Source organism: Thermostichus sp. MS-CIW-37 (genome assembly GCF_054060065.1).
In genome coordinates this window covers 18,395-37,480 of record NZ_JBSSCV010000029.1, presented here as the reverse complement: position 1 = coordinate 37,480, position 19,086 = coordinate 18,395, and the positions used below count along the sequence as shown (strand labels likewise).

Annotated in this window: 12 protein-coding genes; 6 read left to right on the top strand and 6 right to left on the bottom strand. The window is 58.8% G+C overall.

The window, feature by feature from the left end:
* Positions 1 to 568: 568 nt before the first annotated feature.
* Positions 569 to 970 (top strand): SaoD/DsrE family protein, encoded by a 402-nt coding sequence (locus ACVWYZ_RS11985; protein ID WP_414357804.1) that lies wholly within the window; start codon positions 569 to 571, stop codon positions 968 to 970.
* A gap of 13 nt (positions 971 to 983) precedes the next feature.
* Here the strand turns inward: ACVWYZ_RS11985 and clpB are convergent, their stop codons facing one another.
* From clpB to phoU, 3 genes are all read right to left on the bottom strand, one after another.
* The gene (gene clpB / locus ACVWYZ_RS11980) at positions 984 to 3,626 is read right to left on the bottom strand and encodes an ATP-dependent chaperone ClpB (protein ID WP_414331635.1); all 2,643 of its coding nucleotides are present in this window, start codon (positions 3,624 to 3,626) and stop codon (positions 984 to 986) included.
* Between the two features lie 199 nt (positions 3,627 to 3,825).
* Positions 3,826 to 6,111 carry a ribonuclease R family protein gene (locus tag ACVWYZ_RS11975; protein WP_457467183.1) on the bottom strand — a complete coding sequence of 762 codons (2,286 nt, stop codon included), beginning with the start codon at positions 6,109 to 6,111 and terminating at the stop codon, positions 3,826 to 3,828.
* Between the two features lie 62 nt (positions 6,112 to 6,173).
* Positions 6,174 to 6,815, bottom strand: coding sequence for a phosphate signaling complex protein PhoU (phoU, locus tag ACVWYZ_RS11970; protein ID WP_457467182.1), 642 nt, complete (start codon positions 6,813 to 6,815; stop codon positions 6,174 to 6,176).
* A gap of 208 nt (positions 6,816 to 7,023) precedes the next feature.
* Here phoU and ACVWYZ_RS11965 point away from each other — a divergent pair, with 208 nt between their 5' ends.
* The 3 genes from ACVWYZ_RS11965 (at position 7,024) to ACVWYZ_RS11955 (ending at position 10,581) form a co-directional block, all read left to right on the top strand.
* Entirely contained in the window at positions 7,024 to 8,346 is a 1,323-nt protein-coding gene (locus ACVWYZ_RS11965) for a four-carbon acid sugar kinase family protein (RefSeq protein ID WP_457467181.1), read from the top strand.
* A gap of 19 nt (positions 8,347 to 8,365) precedes the next feature.
* Positions 8,366 to 9,892 carry an NAD(P)/FAD-dependent oxidoreductase gene (locus ACVWYZ_RS11960; protein WP_457467180.1) on the top strand — a complete coding sequence of 509 codons (1,527 nt, stop codon included), beginning with the start codon at positions 8,366 to 8,368 and terminating at the stop codon, positions 9,890 to 9,892.
* A gap of 299 nt (positions 9,893 to 10,191) precedes the next feature.
* A complete protein-coding gene (locus ACVWYZ_RS11955) occupies positions 10,192 to 10,581 on the top strand; it encodes a hypothetical protein (protein ID WP_414332498.1) in 390 nt (129 codons plus the stop codon).
* Positions 10,582 to 10,643: 62 nt separating this feature from the next.
* On the opposite strand, the gene treZ is transcribed toward ACVWYZ_RS11955, so the two are convergent.
* Entirely contained in the window at positions 10,644 to 12,470 is a 1,827-nt protein-coding gene (gene treZ, locus ACVWYZ_RS11950) for a malto-oligosyltrehalose trehalohydrolase (protein WP_457467184.1), read from the bottom strand.
* Between the two features lie 152 nt (positions 12,471 to 12,622).
* On the opposite strand from treZ, the gene ACVWYZ_RS11945 reads away from it, so the two are divergent.
* A complete protein-coding gene (locus ACVWYZ_RS11945) occupies positions 12,623 to 14,710 on the top strand; it encodes a prolyl oligopeptidase family serine peptidase (protein WP_457467179.1) in 2,088 nt (695 codons plus the stop codon).
* Here the strand turns inward: ACVWYZ_RS11945 and eno are convergent.
* A complete protein-coding gene (eno, locus tag ACVWYZ_RS11940) occupies positions 14,707 to 15,990 on the bottom strand; it encodes a phosphopyruvate hydratase (RefSeq protein WP_011434092.1) in 1,284 nt (427 codons plus the stop codon). The two genes, ACVWYZ_RS11945 and eno, sit on opposite strands and share 4 nt — an antisense overlap.
* Before the next feature lie 238 nt (positions 15,991 to 16,228).
* Positions 16,229 to 16,903: a global nitrogen regulator NtcA gene (gene ntcA, locus ACVWYZ_RS11935; RefSeq protein WP_011434093.1), complete on the bottom strand. Its 675-nt coding sequence runs from the start codon at positions 16,901 to 16,903 to the stop codon at positions 16,229 to 16,231.
* Positions 16,904 to 17,184: 281 nt separating this feature from the next.
* Here ntcA and ACVWYZ_RS11930 point away from each other — a divergent pair, with 281 nt between their 5' ends.
* Positions 17,185 to 19,059 carry a M61 family metallopeptidase gene (locus ACVWYZ_RS11930; RefSeq protein ID WP_457467178.1) on the top strand — a complete coding sequence of 625 codons (1,875 nt, stop codon included), beginning with the start codon at positions 17,185 to 17,187 and terminating at the stop codon, positions 19,057 to 19,059.
* Positions 19,060 to 19,086: the final 27 nt, after the last annotated feature.

Genomic DNA, 19,086 nt, shown 5'->3' with positions numbered 1-19,086 from the left:
GTTCTCGTTTTGACAAATTGGCCAGGAACTTCTTGAGTTTTCTCTATCTCGTCAGTGCTCTCTTTTGGCTCAAATGAAAGATCAACACAACCTAGTGGTTCAATAGAGCAACTCCGAGAGCAGCCTTGGCAATTAGAAACCCCAAATCCTGACAACCCGCCAGAAAACCCCTCCCGCATCTCAAGTGAGAAATGCCACTGAATAATTGGCCGTGTCCTCAGTAAACCCACAATCTGTAGTCATTTCAGGTTAGGGTGAGACGCCTGGGCTATTGAGAAAAGCCTTCTGGCCCGCCGCATTATTGCTCCGCAACGCTGACGCGACAACGCGACCAACGTTTTAGGTGTGGGTGCAGCGTCCTGGTTTGAATCGAAATAATCGTAACTTCCCTCTCCTGCGAAGGGAGAGGAGCTGGACAGCACAAAGGCATCAGGAACAGTCTCAAGCAGGTTCGCAATGAACCTCCACCTCGGCCTGCTGGGTTCCGGCAACCCCCGTCAGGGAATTCGTGTTACTTTGAAAATGATAATCATTAATAATCAAAATTGAGAACAGCAAGGAGGGCCTCATGAAAGTTGCCTACGTGTTCACCCATCCCCGCTGCGGCACCTACAAATTGGGCCAGATGATCCTGCCTCAGCTAGAAGCAGGGGTGCATGGAGCGGAGGTGGTGGGCATGTTCTTTTTCGACGACAACTGCTTTGTTTTGCGGCAGGGGGATCCCATTGGCGAGCGCTTGGCCAAGGTTGCCCAAGAGCAAAACATCCTGCTGATGATGTGCGACATGTGTGCCCTGGAGCGCAACTTAGCCGAAGGGGAACCCCGCTGGTGTGATGCCCAAGGACGCGGGCGCAAGGAACCGGCCCAGTGCATTCCCAAAAATGTAGTGCAAGGGGTGCAAGTGGGCTGCTTCCCTGACCTCTACGAGGCGTTGAAGAACAACCCACCTGACCAGGTGATCACTCTGTGAAGGATCCCTCACTTTAGCTGACGGCCACAGCAGCAGGTGGCTCCTGGCTGGGCTGAGAGCCGATCTTGCGGAAGATCAACCGCTCGTTGGCTACATCCACCAAAATGCGGTCGCCGGGTAGGAACTCGTTTTCCAGCAGCTTGGTGGCAATGGGATTTTCGATCTCCCGCTGGATCACCCGCTTCAGGGGACGGGCACCGAACACTGGGTCGTAGCCCACCTCTGCCAGGTAGTCCTTGGCTTCTTCGGTGAGCAGGATCTCGATTTGCTGATCTGCCAGCAGCTTTTCCACCCGCTGCATTTGCAGGCCGACAATCTGGCGAATTTGCTCTTTGGTGAGGGCATGGAAGATGATCAGCTCGTCCACCCGGTTGAGGAACTCCGGTCGGAAGTGGTGCCGCAGCATGGCCAGCACCTGAGTTTTCATCTCCTCGTAGCGGCTTTCATCGGCCCCAATTTCCAGGATGAGGTCGCTGCCGATGTTGCTGGTCATGATGATGATGGTGTTTTTGAAGTCCACTGTCCGCCCTTGGGAGTCGGTGATGCGGCCATCGTCCAGCACCTGCAGCAGGATGTTGAAGACATCCGGGTGGGCTTTTTCCACCTCGTCAAACAACACCACCGAGTAGGGGCGTCGCCGCACCGCCTCGGAGAGCTGCCCGCCTTCTTCGTAGCCCACGTAGCCTGGAGGAGCTCCGATTAGACGAGAGACCGAGTGCTTCTCCATGTACTCGGACATGTCGATGCGCACCATCGCCTCGGAAGTGTCGAAGAGGAACTCCGCCAAAGCACGGGCCAGCTCGGTTTTCCCCACGCCAGTGGGCCCCATGAACAGGAAAGAGCCGATGGGGCGATTGGGATCCTTCATGCCGGCCCGGGCGCGCCGAATGGCTGCCGCTACGGCGGCTACCGCCTCGTCTTGGCCCACCACCCGCTGGTGCAAATGGGCTTCCAGGCGCAGCAGCTTCTGCTTTTCCGACTCCATCAGGCTGGTGACTGGGATCCCGGTCCAGCGGGAGACGATCTCAGCGATATCTTCAGGAGTCACTTGCTCCCGCAGCAGCGGCTCGCCGTTGGTCTGCAGCTTGGCCAGGTGAGCCTCCTGCTCTTGGATTTGCCGCTCCAATTCCATCAGCTTGCCGTACTTAAGCTCGGCAGCGCGGTTGAGGTCATATTTTTGTTCAGCCTGCTCAATTTGAAGCTTAACGGCGTCCCGCTCAGCTTTAAGGCTTTGCAGGCGCTCAATAGCCTCTTTTTCAAATTGCCAGCGGGCATTCAACTCCCGTTGTCGCTCCGTCAGGTTGGCCAGCTCCTGCTCAATTTTGCTGAGGCGATCTCTAGAGGCAGCATCATCTTCTTTTTTCAGGGAGAGCTCCTCCATCTGCAGTTGCATGATCCGCCGGTCAATTTCATCCAATTCGACGGGCTTGGAGGTGATTTCCATTTTCAGCTTGGCCGCCGCCTCGTCCACCAGGTCGATGGCTTTGTCGGGCAGGAAGCGCTCGGAGATGTAGCGGTTGGAGAGCACCGCTGCCGCCACCAAGGCGGAGTCGCTGATTTTGACCCCATGGTGCAGCTCGTAGCGCTCTTTGAGGCCGCGCAGGATGGAGATGGTATCTTCCACCGAAGGCTGATCCACATACACCGGCTGAAAGCGGCGTTCTAGGGCCGCATCTTTTTCGATGTGCTTGCGGTATTCATCCAGGGTGGTGGCGCCGATACAGCGCAACTCGCCCCGCGCCAGCATGGGTTTGAGCAAGTTGCCGGCATCCATGGCCCCTTCGCCGGCCCCGGCGCCGACAACGGTGTGCAACTCGTCGATGAAGAGGATGATCTGGCCTTCGGATTCAGTGACCTCTTTGAGCACAGCTTTGAGGCGGTCTTCAAATTCCCCGCGGTACTTGGCCCCGGCAATGAGAGCGCCCATGTCCAGAGCAATGACTCGCCGGTTTTTCAGAGACTCCGGCACATCTCCCCGGTTGATGCGCTGGGCTAGGCCCTCCACAATGGCTGTTTTCCCCACGCCGGGTTCGCCGATGAGGACAGGGTTGTTTTTGGTGCGGCGGGAGAGCACCTGAATGACGCGGCGGATCTCGTCATCTCGCCCGATCACCGGGTCCAGCTTCCCTTCGCGGGCCGCCTGGGTGAGATCGCGGCCATAGCGCTCCAGGGCTTCGTAGCGGGATTCGGGGTTTTTGTCGGTGACCCGCTGTTTGCCTCGCACCTCTTTGATGACCGGTTTGAGGCGCTCTACCGTCAGGCCCAGGGGTGCCAAGACCCGCTTGCCCACCCGCTCATCTTGCAGGGATCCCAAAAACAAGTGCTCCACCGAGATGAAATCATCGCCGTACTCTTTGCGAAACTCCTCGGCCCGATCCAGGGTGGTTTCCAGGCCGCGACCCAAGTAGAGCTGATCCACCCGCGCCAACTTGGGCTGCTGGTTGATGAAGCTTTCCACTTTATCCCGCACCAGCCTCGGATCGATACCTGCCCGTTGCAGGAGGGTTTGGGTGAGCCCCCCCTCTTGATCCAGAAGGGAGATCAGCAAATGCTCGGTTTCCAACTGTTGCTGCTGGTGCCGCCGGGCCACATCTTGGGACTGGACAATGGCGCTCCAAGCTTTTTCGGTAAATTGGTTGGGATTGGTGGGCTGCATAGAAGTTCGGCAGAGCTTTGCTACTCAGTATAGGAAGGCAATACAGACACAGGGAGCACCCTGGACTCTTTCGGGGCAGTAGAGCTGGGTGCCGGAAGCTCCGGTAGGATCTTCCTGATCTAGGTATCGCCTATTTTGCCAGAGCCAGAGTTCGCAACAACCGTCCTCTCCAGCTGCGATCCATGGAGGGATCCCCGCCTTATTCTTCTTCTTCGTAGGGACGGCCTTCCCCGATTACCGCCAGGTCAATTTGTTGGCGGTAGTAATCCACGTTCTTAATCTGCACCTCCACCCGATCCCCCAGGCGAAACTGGCGCCGACTCTTGCGTCCCACCAGCGCCTGCTGACGGCTGCGGTACTCGTACCAATCGTTTTTCAGGGTGCTGACCCGCACCAAGCCTTCCGCCAAGATGGGATCCACCTGGACAAAAAAGCCGTAGTTCTGGACACCGATGATTAGGCCGGGGAACACCTCTCCCAGGTGCTTTTGCATGAACTCAGAGCGCTTCAGGCCCATCAGCTCCCGTTCCGCCTGCTGACGGATCCGGTACCCCTCCTGAATTTTGGGCAGTTGCGCCTGGAGAAACGCCTGCCATTCCTCCTGCACCTTGGGCGGCAACACTTGCCAGTCGATTTGGCCGTAGCCGCTGGGGCCGTGCAGATCCACCACAGTTTTGGAGCGAGGGCTGCGGCGATCGCGTCCTTTGCTCAGGGCCAGGTGCAGAGCACGCAAATTGAGCAAGTCGGCATAGCGGCGCAAGGGGGCCGTAAAGGTGGCGTAGGGTTCTTTGAGGCCCAACCCAAAATGGCCGAGTTGCTCTTCCAGAGGCTGGAGACGATACTCGACCGGGGGCAAGGTGGCCAGCATCTGCGCCACCAAGGCCGGGCTCGCGCCAGAGGCCAACACATCGGGAGCGGTGATGCGGGCACAAATCCGCTGCCAGTCCGCCAGAGTTACGACAGCGGGATCTTGCAAATTCAGATCCAGCTTCATGGCATTGGCCAGGCGCAAAAAGCTCTGCAGGGCCTCGGCGGCAGGGGCAGGCTGCACGCGGGCCAAAGAAGGGATCCCCAACTGGCGCAAATGGTGGCCCAGGATTTGGTTGGCCAGCAGGAGAATTTCCGTCATCAGGGCATGGGCGCCGAGGCGATCGCTGATCAAGAGGGGGCCGTAGCCGCTTTCATCGGCAGAGTGGGGAGTGAGCAAATCCAACAGGGGCAGGTCAAATCCCCCCGCCTGGTGACGTTTGGCCCGCAGGATCTGGCTGAGGCGCAGCAGATTTTGCAGCAGGGCCATCAACTCCGGCACTTCTTCGTCGGGGCCCAAGTCGGCGGTGGTGGCCAAAAGAGCCTGCACCTGACCATAGGACAGGTGAGCCCGCGATTGCACCAGGCTGGGGTAAATCTCGAAGTTTTGTACCACCCCTTCAGGGTCGAGGGTTAACAGCAGCGAATAGGCCAAGCGCTCCTGCTGCGGCAACAAAGCCAGGCGGCTGTGCACCTCCGGCGGAAAGAGAGGCAGCACCCTCGTATCGAGGTAGACGGTGGCCGTCCGCTGCTGAGCTTCTTGTTCCAAGGGGTGGTCGGGATCCAGCCAGTGGGCTACGTCGGCAATGTGGATCCCCAGCAGCCAGTGGTCATTCTCTTGCCGCTGCAAGGAAACAGCCACGTTGGGTTCCAAGCCGTGGGGATGCTGCAGATCCAAAGGCTCCAAAGTGATGCAAAACCAGTCGCGCAGATCGCGGCGGCCCTTTTGGTCAGAGCGGCTGAGCTTTTTGGGCAGAGCTGCTGCTGCCTCCAACACTGGAGCGGGAAACTCCTGCGGTAGGTCGTACTTGCAACAGACCAAATCTGCATCGATGGAGGCCTCTGGGCCGTCGCCCAAAATTTTGCGAATGGTTCCGGTTGGGGGTAGATCCCCCAGCGGGTAGCGATCCACCTCCACATAGGCCACCCGCCCCTCTGCCAGCTCGACAGGGGATCCCTCCGTCAGGGCCAGCTCGAACAGCAGCCGGTCATCCAAGGGCACAACCCGAAAACCCTGTTCCGTCTGTTTGAGGCGACCCACCAGAGCGGAATTGGCCCGCTCCATGACGGCCACCACCTCTCCTTCTGGACTGCGGCGACGGTTGCCATCTTTGGTGACCCGTGCCAACACCTGATCCCCATTCCAAGCGCCGCTGAGGTTGCTGCCGTGGATGTACACATCCTCTACCCCCGGCTCGTCCCGAATGGCGAAGCAAAAGCCTTTGCTGGAACAGCGCAAACGCCCCACCACCAAAGATTCGTCCGGCTTGCGCCGATAGCGAGGGGGATCCCCTAGTCGTTCCAGAAACCCGGCCCGCACCAGGCCATCTAGGGCAATCTCCAGCATTTCCGGCGCTTCTGGGTCGGGGGACTGCAAGAGGGCAAGAAGAGTATCTTTGTCGGTCAATTGATCGGGAGGCTGAGAGAGAAAATGCTGAAAAATTCGAGAGAAGTCCATTTTGGGTATTGGCAAAAAAGAAAAAGAGGGGTTAAGACATCGCAAGACCCAACCCGTTGGCGTTAGTCACGCTGGCCGGTGACGATAAAAGCTACCCGCTGACCGATGTTGGTGCTGTGGTCGGCCAGACGTTCTAGGTAGCGGATCGCCAGCAACATCAACAGGATAGGCTCGATCGATCCTCTGATGTCCGACTGCTGCGCCAACGTATTGTAAAGGTTGGTGTAGTCTTCATCAACAGCGTCGTCTTCCTGCTTCAATTGTCGGCCCAGGTCGGCGTCCAATTCTGTCAGGGCCACCAGGCTGTGGCTGAGCATTTTCTGGCAACGCTGCATCATCACCTGAATACGACCCAGCTCCGGGGGCGGCGGGTACATGACCAAGCGCAGGGCCACTTCGGCCAAATCTTTGGCGTAGTCGCCAATCCGCTCCAGATCGCGTACCAGTTGCATCAGGGTACTGATCCAGCGCAGATCCCGCGCCACCGGGGAGCGCAAGGCAATCAAATTAATACAGTCTTTCTCGATTTGACGATAAAAACGGTCAATTTGCTTGTCTTGGGCGATCACCTGTTCGGCGGCGGCCAAGTTCTGTTCAAACAGGGCCTGCTGGGCCAAGACCACCGACTTTTCCACCAGCGCCCCCATGCGCAGCACGTCCTGCTGTACCCGTTTGATGTGAAGTTGCAGCTCGGCTTGCCCCATGGCTTTCTCCCATGAATGTGGGCAGGGGGGAAATGTCTGCAGTCGTTTTGGATTCAACAGAGCCAGTTGATCTCAATCATGGCAAACTTCGCCTGGAATAGGGGCAGGGAAGACGGCCAACTTAGGCGAAGATGAGAACAGCGGTTGCCCTCTGAGGGGGATTCGTCCTCTGGAGTTCTCGGGTTGCTTTGTCGATTGAGACGGTCTCATGGCTCTCCCCCCTATCGTTGTGTTGGACGATGATCCCACCGGATCCCAAACCGTTCACAGTTGCCTGCTCCTCACCCGCTGGGATCCGCAGACTTTGAAGCTGGGGTTGCAGGATAGCTCGCCAATTCGCTTTATCCTCACCAACACCCGATCCCTGCCGCCGGCCAAGGCCGAAGAGGTGACGCGGTCGGTCTGCCGGGCCCTCAAGCAGGCCATGGGGGAGCTGGGGTGGGAGCGGGCCCTTTTTGTTAGCCGCTCCGACTCGACGCTGCGGGGGCATTACCCCCTGGAAACGGATGTGATGGCAGCAGAGCTGGGGCCTTTTGATGCCCATTTTCTGGTGCCGGCCTTTTTTGAGGGAGGGCGCATCACCCGCAACAGTGTCCACTACCTACGGGTGGGGGAGCGCTGGGTGCCGGTGCATGAGACGGAGTTTGCCCGCGACTCGGTGTTTGCCTACCACCACAGCTATTTGCCGGACTATGTGCAGGAGAAAACACAGGGGCGGATCCGGGCTGACCAAGTGGAGCGATTTACCCTGGAGCAGATTCGCTCTGGCTGTTTGCCGCGGCTGCTGGCCTTGCAGGGGAATATCTGCTGTGTAGTGGATGGAGAAACTCAAGCGGATCTGGATCGGTTTGCCCAAGATGTTTTGGCGGCAGCCTCTCAAGGCAAACGCTTTTTGTTTCGCAGTGCCGCCAGCCTCCTGACGGCTCTGGCCCAGTTGCCGCCACAACCCGTTCCCCCGGAACAGATGGGGCAGTTTGTTCGCTCCTCTCAACCGGGGGTGGTGATCGTGGGATCCCACGTGCAAAAGTCCAGCCAGCAGTTGGCCCGCCTTCTGCAGGAGCCTGAAACCCAAGGCATCGAGGTGGAGGTGAGGCGACTATTGGATCCCGACGCGGAGCTGCTGCCAGGGATCCTGGCCCAAGTTCACAGCGCCTACGAGAAGGGTCTGACGCCGGTGGTCTACACCAGCCGGGAGGAACTGACTTTTGAAAAGGGCTCCGTGGAAAGGCGCCTGGCTTTTGGACAGAAGGTTTCGCGGTTGTTGATGGGCGTGGTGCAGGGGTTGCCGCCGGGAATTGGCTACCTCATCAGCAAGGGTGGCATCACCTCCAACGACACCCTCAGCACTGGCCTCAACTTGCCGGCGGTGCGTCTGCTGGGGCAAGTCTACCCTGGGATCTCGATGGTGATCACCCCGTCCGATCATCCCCGCTTTCCCAACCTGCCGGTGGTGTTGTTTCCGGGCAATGTCGGCGAGGCGGATACGCTGGTTTTGATTCATCGTCGCCTCAAAAGTCGGGGCTTGGTCTAGAGTGAAGTTCCTCCTGCCGATGGCTGAAGTTGTCCCCCCGCCGGAAGCCTTGCCCGCCTCGGATACCTGGTGGGGATCCCTGCGGCAGAGGCGGAGGGAGTTACCGCCGACAGTCGTGCAGCAGGCTTCCCAGAGCTTGGGCAGCTGGGAGGTGGATGTTGTCATTGCCGGTGGCACCCTGGGGATCTTCTTGGCAGCGGCTTTGGCCAAGCGGGGCTGGCGGGTGATCCTGCTGGAGCGCGGGATCCTGCGGGGGCGGGAGCAGGAGTGGAACACCTCACACCAGGAGCTGCAGGTGTTGTTAGAGCTGGAGCTGCTTACCCCGCCCGAGTGGGAGGCAGTCCAGGTTACCCACTACCCGAGGGGGCGGATTGGCTTTGGGGAGGGCCCCCACTGGTGGGTGGAGGGAGTGCTGAATGTGGGCGTGGATCCAGTCAGCCTCCTGGAGTTCCTCAAGCAGCATTTCCTGGCCTGGGGGGGCCAAGTGTGGGAGCAGACTGCCTTTCAAAGTGCCACCGTTCACCCCGATGGGATCTGCCTCCAGACCACCAAGGGACAGATCCGTGCTCAACTGCTGGTGGATGCCATGGGGCACCGCTCGCCCATCGCGGCCCAGGCTCGCCAAGGGCAGCCGCCAGATAGCGTCTGTCTGGTGGTGGGATCCTGTGCCCAGGGGCTGCCCGACCAACCCACGGGAGATCTCTTCTACAGCTTTACCCCAGCCCAGAACGGCTACCAGCCCTTTTGGGAAGCTTTCCCTGCCCGCGATGGGCGCACCACCTATCTGTTCACCTACTGCGACCGAGATCCGGAGCGGCCTAGTCTAGAGCAGCTCTGGCGGGATTACTGCCGGCTGCTGCCAGCCTACCAGGGGGTGGAGCTGGCCCAGATCCGCTGGGTGCGCAAGCTATGTGGCGTTTTTCCCGCTTACCGCCGTAGCCCGCTGCAACTGCCTTGGGATCGCCTGTTGGCAGTGGGGGACAGCAGTGGCAGCCAGTCTCCCCTCAGCTTTGGCGGCTTTGGCGCCATGTTGCGCCACCTGGATCGCCTACAGCAGGGGATCCACGAGGCCCTGGCGCAACGGCAGTTGAACCAGGCAGCCCTGGCCCTGCTGCAACCCTACCAGCCCAACTTGGCCGTGACCTGGCTATTTCAGAAGGCCATGATTCCCCCTCTGCGGGAGAAAACCTGGGATCCCGATAGCATTAACCGCTTGTTGAGCAGGGTGTTTGAGGCCATGTTTGCCGCCGGCCCCCAGGTGGTGCAGCCCTTTTTGCAGGATGTGGTGCAGTTCGGCGGCTTGGCCCAGGCCCTGTGGGGGGCGATGAGTCGGGATCCCAGCTTGGTAGCCAGACTTTTGCCTCGGTTGGGGTTGCCGGAGCTGGTGGCATGGGCGGGCCACTTTGGCGCCCTTGGCCTCTACGAGCTGCTGCAAAGGCTAACGGATCGCCCGGAGCCGGAAACCAACCCCCAGGACTACTTCTGGAAGCGGCGCCGCGAGGCTTGGCGCTACGGCTGCGGTCAAGATTACAAGTTATTTCCATAGTGATTCTGTAGATATTCTATCTGAAAATAGGGGCTTTGAACGAGCTTGAGACGTTCCCCTGACAATCTGCACCGCCGAGGCCCTAACTCGCAGTTTTTATCTCATTAGGAAGAGGAAAGTTGAGAGCCAAGGAGCGGTTGCACTACTGTAATTCAACATAGCTGCAATCAAGACACTCAAGAGATATCGAAACATTGTCAATGTGATCAAGCTCACCATTACGTTTCATGACGTTTGATATCCATAGTGGAAGAGTTGGGAATTCTTTATCCATCCACTCGTCAGTGTAGGAGTTAGCCATGGTTATTCTCGACTACAGCGATGCAGACAGTGGCTTCTGGGCTTCGACTCCTCAGGGTTTGGTGGAGGTGATCAAGTTTCAGAATCACTTCTACGCCCTTCGGCAAGTGTACAAACGCGCCCAAGACGCGATATCTGCCTGTCGCGCCGACATTGAAAGGGGATTTCTTAGCATTGTGGTGCAGTTTGAGAATCACGCGGAAGTGTGGGCTCAACTGTCGCCGGGCGTACCCGTGCAGTCCCAACCAGAGGCTGCTCCTACAGGCAACCCTGCCAAGCCCAAGCTGACCTATCGCGGCCAACCGGTGAGCAAACCTTCCCGAAATCCCAGCCTCGCCCGCAGGCCCTTGCCTGACTCCCTCTATTTCCGCGGCGCGAAGATCGGCTAGACCGTTTCCGTTTGCCAGGTCTGGAGCGGTCGAGATTTCCCTTCTGGCCGCAGCCATCTGCGTTAGCGGTGCAAAGCACCATAGAGGCCCACCCCATAGCCCAGTACCTCAACCGGATCCCCTTGGCTTTCTGCCGGCAGTTGGGATCCCTTGCCCAACCACTGGGCCTCGTGGCTATCCAAAAGCTTCTCCCAGGTGCCGCTGGGCCAATGGGCATAGGTGACCGCCCGATTGGGGCTGAAGTTGAAAAGGGCAAGCAAAGCCTGGGATCCCTGGCGGCGGTGCAGGGCAAGGCCAGCGCCCGAAAACAGCTCCACTTCCACTCCATCCCGCTCCAAGTGCTGGAGAGCCGGTTGGGTTTTGCGCAGCCGGATCAGGGTCTGGTACCACTTCCAGAGAACCTGGTGGTGACCGGCTTTTTTCAAGTCCCAATTGAGCTTGGAGCGCAGGAAAGTCTCCTCAGCTTGGGGATCCGGCGGCTCTCCCTGCCAGGCAAAGGCGCTGAACTCGCGGCGGCGTCCTTGGCGCACCGCTTCCACCAGGTCGGGATCCCCGTGGCTGACAAAATACAGAAATGGCGCCACTTCCCCATACTCTTCCCCCATAAATAGCAGCGGCAGCATGGGAGCTAGCAGCAGGGCAGCGGCAGCCAATTTGAGGCCCTCGAAAGAGGTGAGCTGGCTAAGGCGCTCTCCCAGCCTGCGGTTGCCCACCTGGTCGTGGTTTTGAATGCAGACAACAAATTGGGATCCCGGTCGCCCAACAGCGGAGTTGCCGTGACGCCTGGCGCGGTAGCAGGAGTACTGGCCAGAATAAACGTAGCTCTCCCGGTAAGCCTTGGCCAGGTGCTCCAATTCGCCAAAGTCCTGGTAGTAGCCTGTCTTTTCCCCGGTAAGCAGGGTGTGAAGTGAGTGGTGGAAGTCATCGCACCACTGGGCATCTAGCCCGTAGCCCCCTTGCTCTCGGGGGGTGATGAGGCGGACATCGTTGAGGTCGCTTTCGGCAATGAGAACCCTGGGCCGGCCAGTGCGAGCTTCTAGGGCATCCACCTGCTCTGCCAATTCCTGCAAGAAGGGGTAGGCGCTGAAGTCGTAGATGGCATGCACCGCGTCCAGCCGCAGCCCATCGAGATGAAACTCCTCCAGCCAGTACTCGGCGTTTTGTAGGAAAAACTCTCGCACGCCGTCAGAATAGCGGTCGTCGAAGTTGAGGGCATCCCCCCAAGGGGTGTGGTACTTGTCGGTGAAGTAGGGGCCAAAATCCCGCAGGTAGTTCCCCTCCGGCCCCAGGTGGTTGTAGACCACATCCAAGATGACGGCCAAACCCAGTTGGTGGCAGGCATTGACTAGGGCTTTGAAGCCTGCCGCTCCTCCATAGCTGGTCTGCACCGCGTAGGGGTAGACGCCGTCGTAGCCCCAGTTGCGCTCTCCTGGAAACTGGGCCACCGGCATCAGCTCCAGCACGTTTACCCCCAACTCCACCAACTCCGGCAGGCGAGGGATCAGAGCAGCAAAGGTGCCCTCGAGGGTAAAGGTGCCTACATGCAGCTCGTAGAGGATCCACTGAGACAGGGGGATCCCCTTCCACCCCTGATCCTGCCAGTCGAAGTGGGGATCCACCACCCGCGAAGGGCCGTGGACGCCGTAGGGCTGGCAGCGGGAAGCGGGATCCGGCCGCTCCACTACCCCTGCTGAGGTGTGCAGGCGGTAGAGGTAGTCCACTGGCCCAGGTGGGATCCCGTCCACCTCCCCCTGCCAATAGCCCTGCTCATCCCGCACTAGAGTAAAGCAACGTTGGACAGGGCTGAGCAGCTTCAGCTCCACCTGCTCAACCAAGGGCGCCCACACCGAGAAGTGATAGCAGCCTGAGCCCAGGGGATAGGCGCCCATCCGCCCGGCCTGGAAGAAAGGAGAAGCCTGCAACACAGAATCTATCCCGCAACTCGGCTTCCACTATAGCGAGCATGCCTGGCAAAGGCCGGAGAGTGGGTTTTTGGCTTCTCCTCTGCCATAGTGGAATGGGTCTCTAGCGCTTAGGTCTCATGCTCAACTACCCGCCCAGCTATCCGGATCCCACCGTTGTCGACATCTACCACGGGCAGGCGGTACCGGATCCCTACCGCTGGCTGGAGGATCTGGATTCGGAGCAGACGCGGGCCTGGATTGAGGCGCAAAACCACCTTACCTTTAACTACTTGCAGCAGATCCCAGCCCGGCAGCGGATCCGAGAACGCCTGACCCAGCTCTGGAACTATGAAAAATACAGCCAGCCCTTCAAAGAAGGGGGCCGCTACTTCTACTTCAAAAACGACGGCCTGCAAAACCAAAGTGTTCTCTATACCCAAGAAAGCCTGGAGGCTGAGGCCAGGGTCTTGCTGGATCCCAACACCTTCTCGGAAGACGGCACGGTGGCTCTAGCGGGCATTGCCATCAGCCGCGCTCGCGACAGCGGTGCGGAGCACGCCGGACGGTATCTAGCCTATGGCCTCTCCTGCTCCGGCTCCGATTGGCAAGAGTGGAAGGTGCGGGACATCGAGACCGGCGAGGATTTGCCGGATCACCTGCGCTGGATTAAGTTCTCGGGAGTAAGCTGGACCCTGGACGGGCAGGGATTTTTCTACAGCCGCTACGACGAACCGGCCCCGGGCAGCGAATACGAAAGCGCCAACTACTTCCAGAAGCTCTACTACCACCGCCTGGGCACCCCCCAGTCAGAAGATGTTTTGGTCTATCACCGCCCCGACCAAAAAGAGTGGGGCTTTGCCGGCGGGGTTACTGAAGATGGGAATTACCTCATCATCTCCGTCTGGCGGGGCACGGATCCCAAAAACCTCATCTTCTACAAAGACTTGCGGGATCCCCAGTCTCCTGTAGTAGAGCTCATCCGCGAGTTTGAGGCCGAATACAGCTTCGTGGGCAACGACGGATCCCGCTTTTGGCTGTTGACGGACTGCCAAGCTCCTCGGCGGCGACTGGTGGCGATTGACTTGGAGCAGCCCGACCAGGTGCAGGAGGTGATCCCCGAGGCGGAGGAGACCCTGCAGGGGGTTAGCTTGATCAACAATCAGTTTGTGGCCTTCTACCTCAAAGACGCCCACACCCAGATCAAGACCTTTGCTTTAGACGGTAGCTACCTGGGGGAAATTCCGCTGCCCGGGCTGGGATCTGCCAGCGGCTTTGGCGGCAAGCGCTACGACACCGAGACCTTCTACACCTTTACCAGCTTCACTACCCCGCCCACCATCTACCGCTACGATTTCACCAGCGGCACCAGCACCCTGTTCCGTCAGCCCCAGGTGGATTTCAATCCCCAGGCCTACGAGGTGCAGCAGGTGTCTTACACCAGCAAAGACGGCACCCGCATCCCCATGTTTCTCGTCCACCGCCGTGGCCTGACTCAGACAGGGGATCACCCCACCCTGCTGTATGGCTACGGCGGCTTTGGCATCTCTCTTACCCCCAGCTTTTCAGTGGGTCTGGTGGCCTGGCTGGAAATGGGAGGGGTTTACGCCCAGCCCAATTTGCGCGGCGGCGGCGAGTACGGAGAAGAGTGGCACCAGGCGGGCACCAAGCTCAACAAGCAAAAGGTGTTCGACGACTTTATTGCCGCTGCCGAGTGGCTGATAGCCCATGGCTACACCAACCCCGCCAAGTTGGCCATCTCTGGCGGCAGCAACGGCGGCCTCTTAGTGGGGGCCTGCCTGGTTCAGAGGCCGGAGCTGTTTGCAGCGGCCCTGCCGGCAGTGGGGGTGTTCGACATGCTGCGCTTTCATAAGTTCACCATCGGCTGGGCCTGGATCTCCGAGTACGGATCCCCGGAGAACCCGGAGGAATTCAAGGCCCTCTACGCCTATTCCCCTCTGCACAACCTCAAGCCCGGCACTGCCTATCCCGCCACCCTGATCACCACCGCAGATCACGACGACCGGGTGGTGCCCGCCCACAGCTTCAAGTTTGCCGCTGCCCTGCAGGCAGCCCAGGGGGGATCCCAGCCCATCCTCATCCGCATCGACACCAAGGCAGGGCACGGGGCCGGCAAGCCCACCAGCAAGCTGATTGAGGAAGCTGCCGACCGCTGGGCCTTTTTGGTGCAGGTGCTAGGGATCCCCTGGGACGGAACGGGAAGTTAGCGAGCTCTAGGACCCAGGCCCACCCGACCGGCATAAACTGCCGCTTCCCCCAGCTCGTCTTCGATGCGCAGCAGTTGGTTGTACTTGGCAATGCGCTCGCTGCGGCAGAGGGATCCGGTTTTGATCTGCCCGGCACGGGTGGCCACCGCCAAGTCGGCAATGGTGGTGTCTTCCGTCTCGCCAGAGCGGTGGCTGATGATGGTGCGAAAGCCGGCTTGAACTGCCAATTGGATGGCCGAGACGGTCTCCGTCAGGGTGCCGATTTGGTTGGGCTTGATCAAAATGGCGTTGGCGGCGGCGCTGTCGATACCCTTTTGCAGGCGGGTCAGGTTGGTTACAAACAGGTCATCTCCGACCAGCTGTACCCGGGATCCCAGTTGAGCGGTCATGGCTTGCCAACCGGCCCAGTCTTCTTCCGCTAGCCCATCTTCAATGGAAAGGATGGGATAGTTGGCCAGCAGTTGCTGGTAGTAAGCCACCATATCAGCCGCGCTGTGGGCTTTGCCCTCAAAGTGATATTGCCCATCCTGCAGCAGCTCGTTGGCGGCCACATCCAAGGCCAAGGCGATATCTGCTCCCGGTTTGTAGCCTGCCTGTTCAATAGCCGTCATCAGCAGATCCAAAGCCGCCGCATTGGAGTCGAGATCAGGAGCAAACCCCCCTTCATCCCCCACACCGGTGGACAGCCCCTTCTGCTGCAGCACTTGTTTTAGTACCGCAAACACCTCAGCCCCGTAGCGCAGCGCCTCGCGAAAGCTGGCCGCTCCAATGGGCACAAGCATAAATTCTTGAATATCGACGTTGTTGTCGGCGTGGGCGCCGCCGTTGAGCACGTTCATCAGCGGCACCGGCAGCAGGTTGGCAAAGGGCCCCCCCAGGTATTTGTAAAGAGGCAAGCCCACTGCTTCCGCAGCCGCTTTGGCTGTCGCCAGAGAAACTGCCAAAATGGCGTTGGCCCCCAGGCGGGACTTGTTGGGGGTGCCGTCCAGGTCGATCAGCAACTGGTCAATACGGGCTTGGTTGAGGGCATCTTCTCCCTGCAGCTCCGACTGGATGGGGCCAAGGATGTTTTCCACCGCCCTCAGCACACCCTTACCGCCGTAGCGTTTGGGATCCCCATCCCGCAGCTCGTGGGCCTCGAAGGTGCCGGTCGAAGCGCCGCTGGGAACCTGCGCCAAGCCCGTCGCCCCATTGGCTAAACCCACCAGGGCTTCTAGGGTGGGACGCCCTCGCGAGTCGAGGATCTCATGGGCGGTAATCCACTCGATGGCCGTTTCCACAGTTACACCTCAGCAATTGGCTAGACAGCTCTGGCCAAAGCCAGATCCCCACATAGACTAGTGGATTCTTGCCCGCGATCCGGTCAGCTTCCAGAAAACTTTAAGTCTGTCCTTCGGGCACAGAGATTCTTCAAGGCTGCAGCAGTAGATTGAACATAGGCCGGCCAGAGCTTCAACCAACCATCGAGCGGGGTTTGCCTGGGCAAGGTGCTGCTCAGGAAGTGTTCTCCTCTTCCTTCTAGGCAAAGCGATGGCTCAGCCGCATCGGGTCGTGTACGGTGATCTTCTTCTTGTGAATGGAGATGTACTTCTTCTTGCGCAGCTCTCCCAACAGGCGGGTGATGGTGACGCGGGTTGAGCCAATGGCTTCGGCAATGGCCTGGTGAGACAGCTTGAGATCGATGGTGACCCCATCCGGGCCAGGCACTCCGAAATCGCGACAGAGGATCAACAAAAAGCTGACCAGACGGGATCCCATGTCGCGATGAGCCAGTGTCTCGATCATCATCTCCGTTTGCAAAATGCGGGACGACAGGCTTTTAACCAGCAACATGGCCAGTTCGGCGTTCTCCTGCAAGGATTTTTCCACCTGCTCGATCGGCAGAGAGAGCAACTCAGTAGGCGTAAAAGCCACCGAGTGATAAAAGCGATCAGAGCGCTGTCCTGTGATAAAGGAGAGCACGCCGAAGATGCTGTTTTCGCGCAGGAGGGCAACGGTGATTTCCTCCCCCATTTCGTAGACCCGCGAGAGCTTAACGGCTCCCTTCACCAAAAAGTAAACCCGCTCCGCCGGATCCCCTGGAAAAAAAATGGTCTTCCCGCGCTCAAACGTTTCGATAACCGGAGGATGGTGAGGGCCTCCCAATTGCTTGAAGGCTGTGATCAGAGATTTTTCCGCTACGGCCACCGCCATACTCATCAACCTTTTAAGGTCAGTTTATACCTAAGATCAACCTATTAAGATCAATCTAGAAGCATTAGGCTAGGTTGCAACCCATTGACTTCAGAATCTACGAGGATACCAAGATTTACCCTAAAGTAGAAGGTTCTGCCTAGGTATCTTTGTAGCACGCGCTACATTTTTGAGTCTCGTTTTTGCCCCAGAAAGGGATCCCCAACCGAAAGCAGGGGTTAGGATAAGAGCCATTGTCGCTGGGGGTTGCGTCGGCCCTTGGCGGTAGAGAGTGGAGTGGGTTGGAACATTCTATCTATCTATCTATGGGGATCCCAGAGGTTATCGTTGCTGCACCTTCTCAACTGAGCCGCCAGCATTTCACAGTGCGGATGCCGGATCCGGCCAATCACCTGCTGGAGGTGGAACTGCAGATCCAAGAGGTGGATCCAGAGGTGCCTTTGCGGCTGCGACTGCCGGTGTGGACGCCGGGATCCTACCTGGTGCGGGAATATGCCCGTCACGTGCAGGAGTTTCAGGCGGCAACCGAGCAAGGGATCCCTTTGGCCTGGCGGAAGGTGGACAAGAACACCTGGCAGATCGATCCGCCGGGCTGTTCTGCCGTGAAGGTGTGCTACCGGGTCTATGCCTATGAGCTGACGGTGCGCACAAACCATCTGGATTTGACCCACGCCTATTTCAACGGGGCAGCGCTGTTTCTCTACGTGCCCGGTCGCGAGCGGGAACCCTACACTTTGACGGTGATCCCCCCCAAGCCGGATTGGCACATCGCCACCAGTTTGCGGCCCTTGACCTCTCCTTCTGAGGATCCCACTTCCGGCCAGTCTTTTGTGGCGGAAGACTACGACGAGCTGGTGGATAGCCCGGTGGAGGTGGGCCTGCATCGGATGCAATCGTTTGAGGTGGAAGGGATCCCGCATTACCTTGTGGTTTGGGGGGCGGGCACTCTGGATGTGGAGCGGGCTGTCGCTGATGCCAAGGCCATTGTCGAAACCACAGCCGCATTTTTTGGTGGGCTACCCTATGACCGTTACTGGTTTATCGTGCATTTGTCGCCGGGAGGATTTGGTGGCCTTGAGCACAAGTACAGCACCACCCTTCTTTACTCTGGGCTAGAGCTGCATCAGCCAGAGTCCTATCGTCGGTTTTTGTCTTTGCTGGCCCACGAGTTGTTTCATGCCTGGAATGTCAAGCGTCTGCGTCCTCTGGCATTGGAAAAGATCGATTACAACCAGGAAAATTATCTGGAATGCCTGTGGTTTTGTGAGGGAGCGACCAGCTACTACGAAAATGTCATCTTGTTGAGGGCAGGGATCCTCAGTGCCGGCGATTTCTTGAAGATTCTTTCCGAACAGATTGGCCGCTTGCAGCGTACTCCGGGCCGGGCCGTGCAGTCGCTGCGCGAATCCAGCTTCGATACTTGGATCAAACTCTATCGCCCCCACGAAAACACCCTCAACAGCCAGGTTTCCTATTACCTAAAAGGCGCTTTGGTCTGTTGGCTGCTGGATCTGCACATTCGCCACCTTTCCGGCGGTCAGGGATCCCTGGATACAGCTTTGCAGGATCTGTGGCAGCGCTTTGGTCGGTCAGGGAAGGGCTACAGCGACCAAGACTTGCGGGAGGCGTTTGAGCGGGCAGCTGGTGCCGATCTTGGCCGGTTTTTCTCCGCCTATGTGGAAGGCACGGAAGAGCTGGACTACAACACTTACCTACACCCCTTTGGCCTCACCCTTAAAGCCCACTTCAGCCGCCCCAACCCCAGCCCTTACTTGGGCCTCAATTTCAACGGCGAGGGCAATCGCATCAGCACAGTGGAGATGGGATCCCCGGCGCAAAAAGCGGGCATCTGGGCCGGCGATGAGCTGGTGGCCCTGGATGGGTTCAGGGTGAGCGCTACCAACTTGGCGGAACGCTTGACGGCCTATCAGCCCCACCAGATCATTTGTTTGAGCGTTTTTCAAGCCGATCAGTTGAAACATTTCTGGATCCCGTTGGATCCCCCCCGGCCTGATGTCTATAGGTTGGAGGTATTGCCTGAGCTGACTCCTGCTCAAGAAGCCCTTCAGCAAGGCTGGCTGGGATCCCTTGTCGGCGCCCAGCTTCGGTCAGAGGCAGGTCCCCATCTGCTTGAAAATTCACCTATCTCCTCCTAGCATGTTGAGGCAAGCAGGTAATCCAGT

Bases quoted from the DNA above. Each gene is read 5' to 3' on its own strand.
- ACVWYZ_RS11985 (WP_414357804.1), top strand. From the start codon at position 569: ATGAAAGTTGCCTACGTGTTCACCCATCCCCGCTGCGGCACCTACAAA.
- clpB (WP_414331635.1), bottom strand. From the start codon at position 3,626: ATGCAGCCCACCAATCCCAACCAATTTACCGAAAAAGCTTGGAGCGCC.
- ACVWYZ_RS11975 (WP_457467183.1), bottom strand. From the start codon at position 6,111: ATGGACTTCTCTCGAATTTTTCAGCATTTTCTCTCTCAGCCTCCCGAT.
- phoU (WP_457467182.1), bottom strand. From the start codon at position 6,815: ATGGGGCAAGCCGAGCTGCAACTTCACATCAAACGGGTACAGCAGGAC.
- ACVWYZ_RS11965 (WP_457467181.1), top strand. From the start codon at position 7,024: ATGGCTCTCCCCCCTATCGTTGTGTTGGACGATGATCCCACCGGATCC.
- ACVWYZ_RS11960 (WP_457467180.1), top strand. From the start codon at position 8,366: ATGGCTGAAGTTGTCCCCCCGCCGGAAGCCTTGCCCGCCTCGGATACC.
- ACVWYZ_RS11955 (WP_414332498.1), top strand. From the start codon at position 10,192: ATGGTTATTCTCGACTACAGCGATGCAGACAGTGGCTTCTGGGCTTCG.
- treZ (WP_457467184.1), bottom strand. From the start codon at position 12,470: ATGGGCGCCTATCCCCTGGGCTCAGGCTGCTATCACTTCTCGGTGTGG.
- ACVWYZ_RS11945 (WP_457467179.1), top strand. From the start codon at position 12,623: ATGCTCAACTACCCGCCCAGCTATCCGGATCCCACCGTTGTCGACATC.
- ntcA (WP_011434093.1), bottom strand. From the start codon at position 16,903: ATGGCGGTGGCCGTAGCGGAAAAATCTCTGATCACAGCCTTCAAGCAA.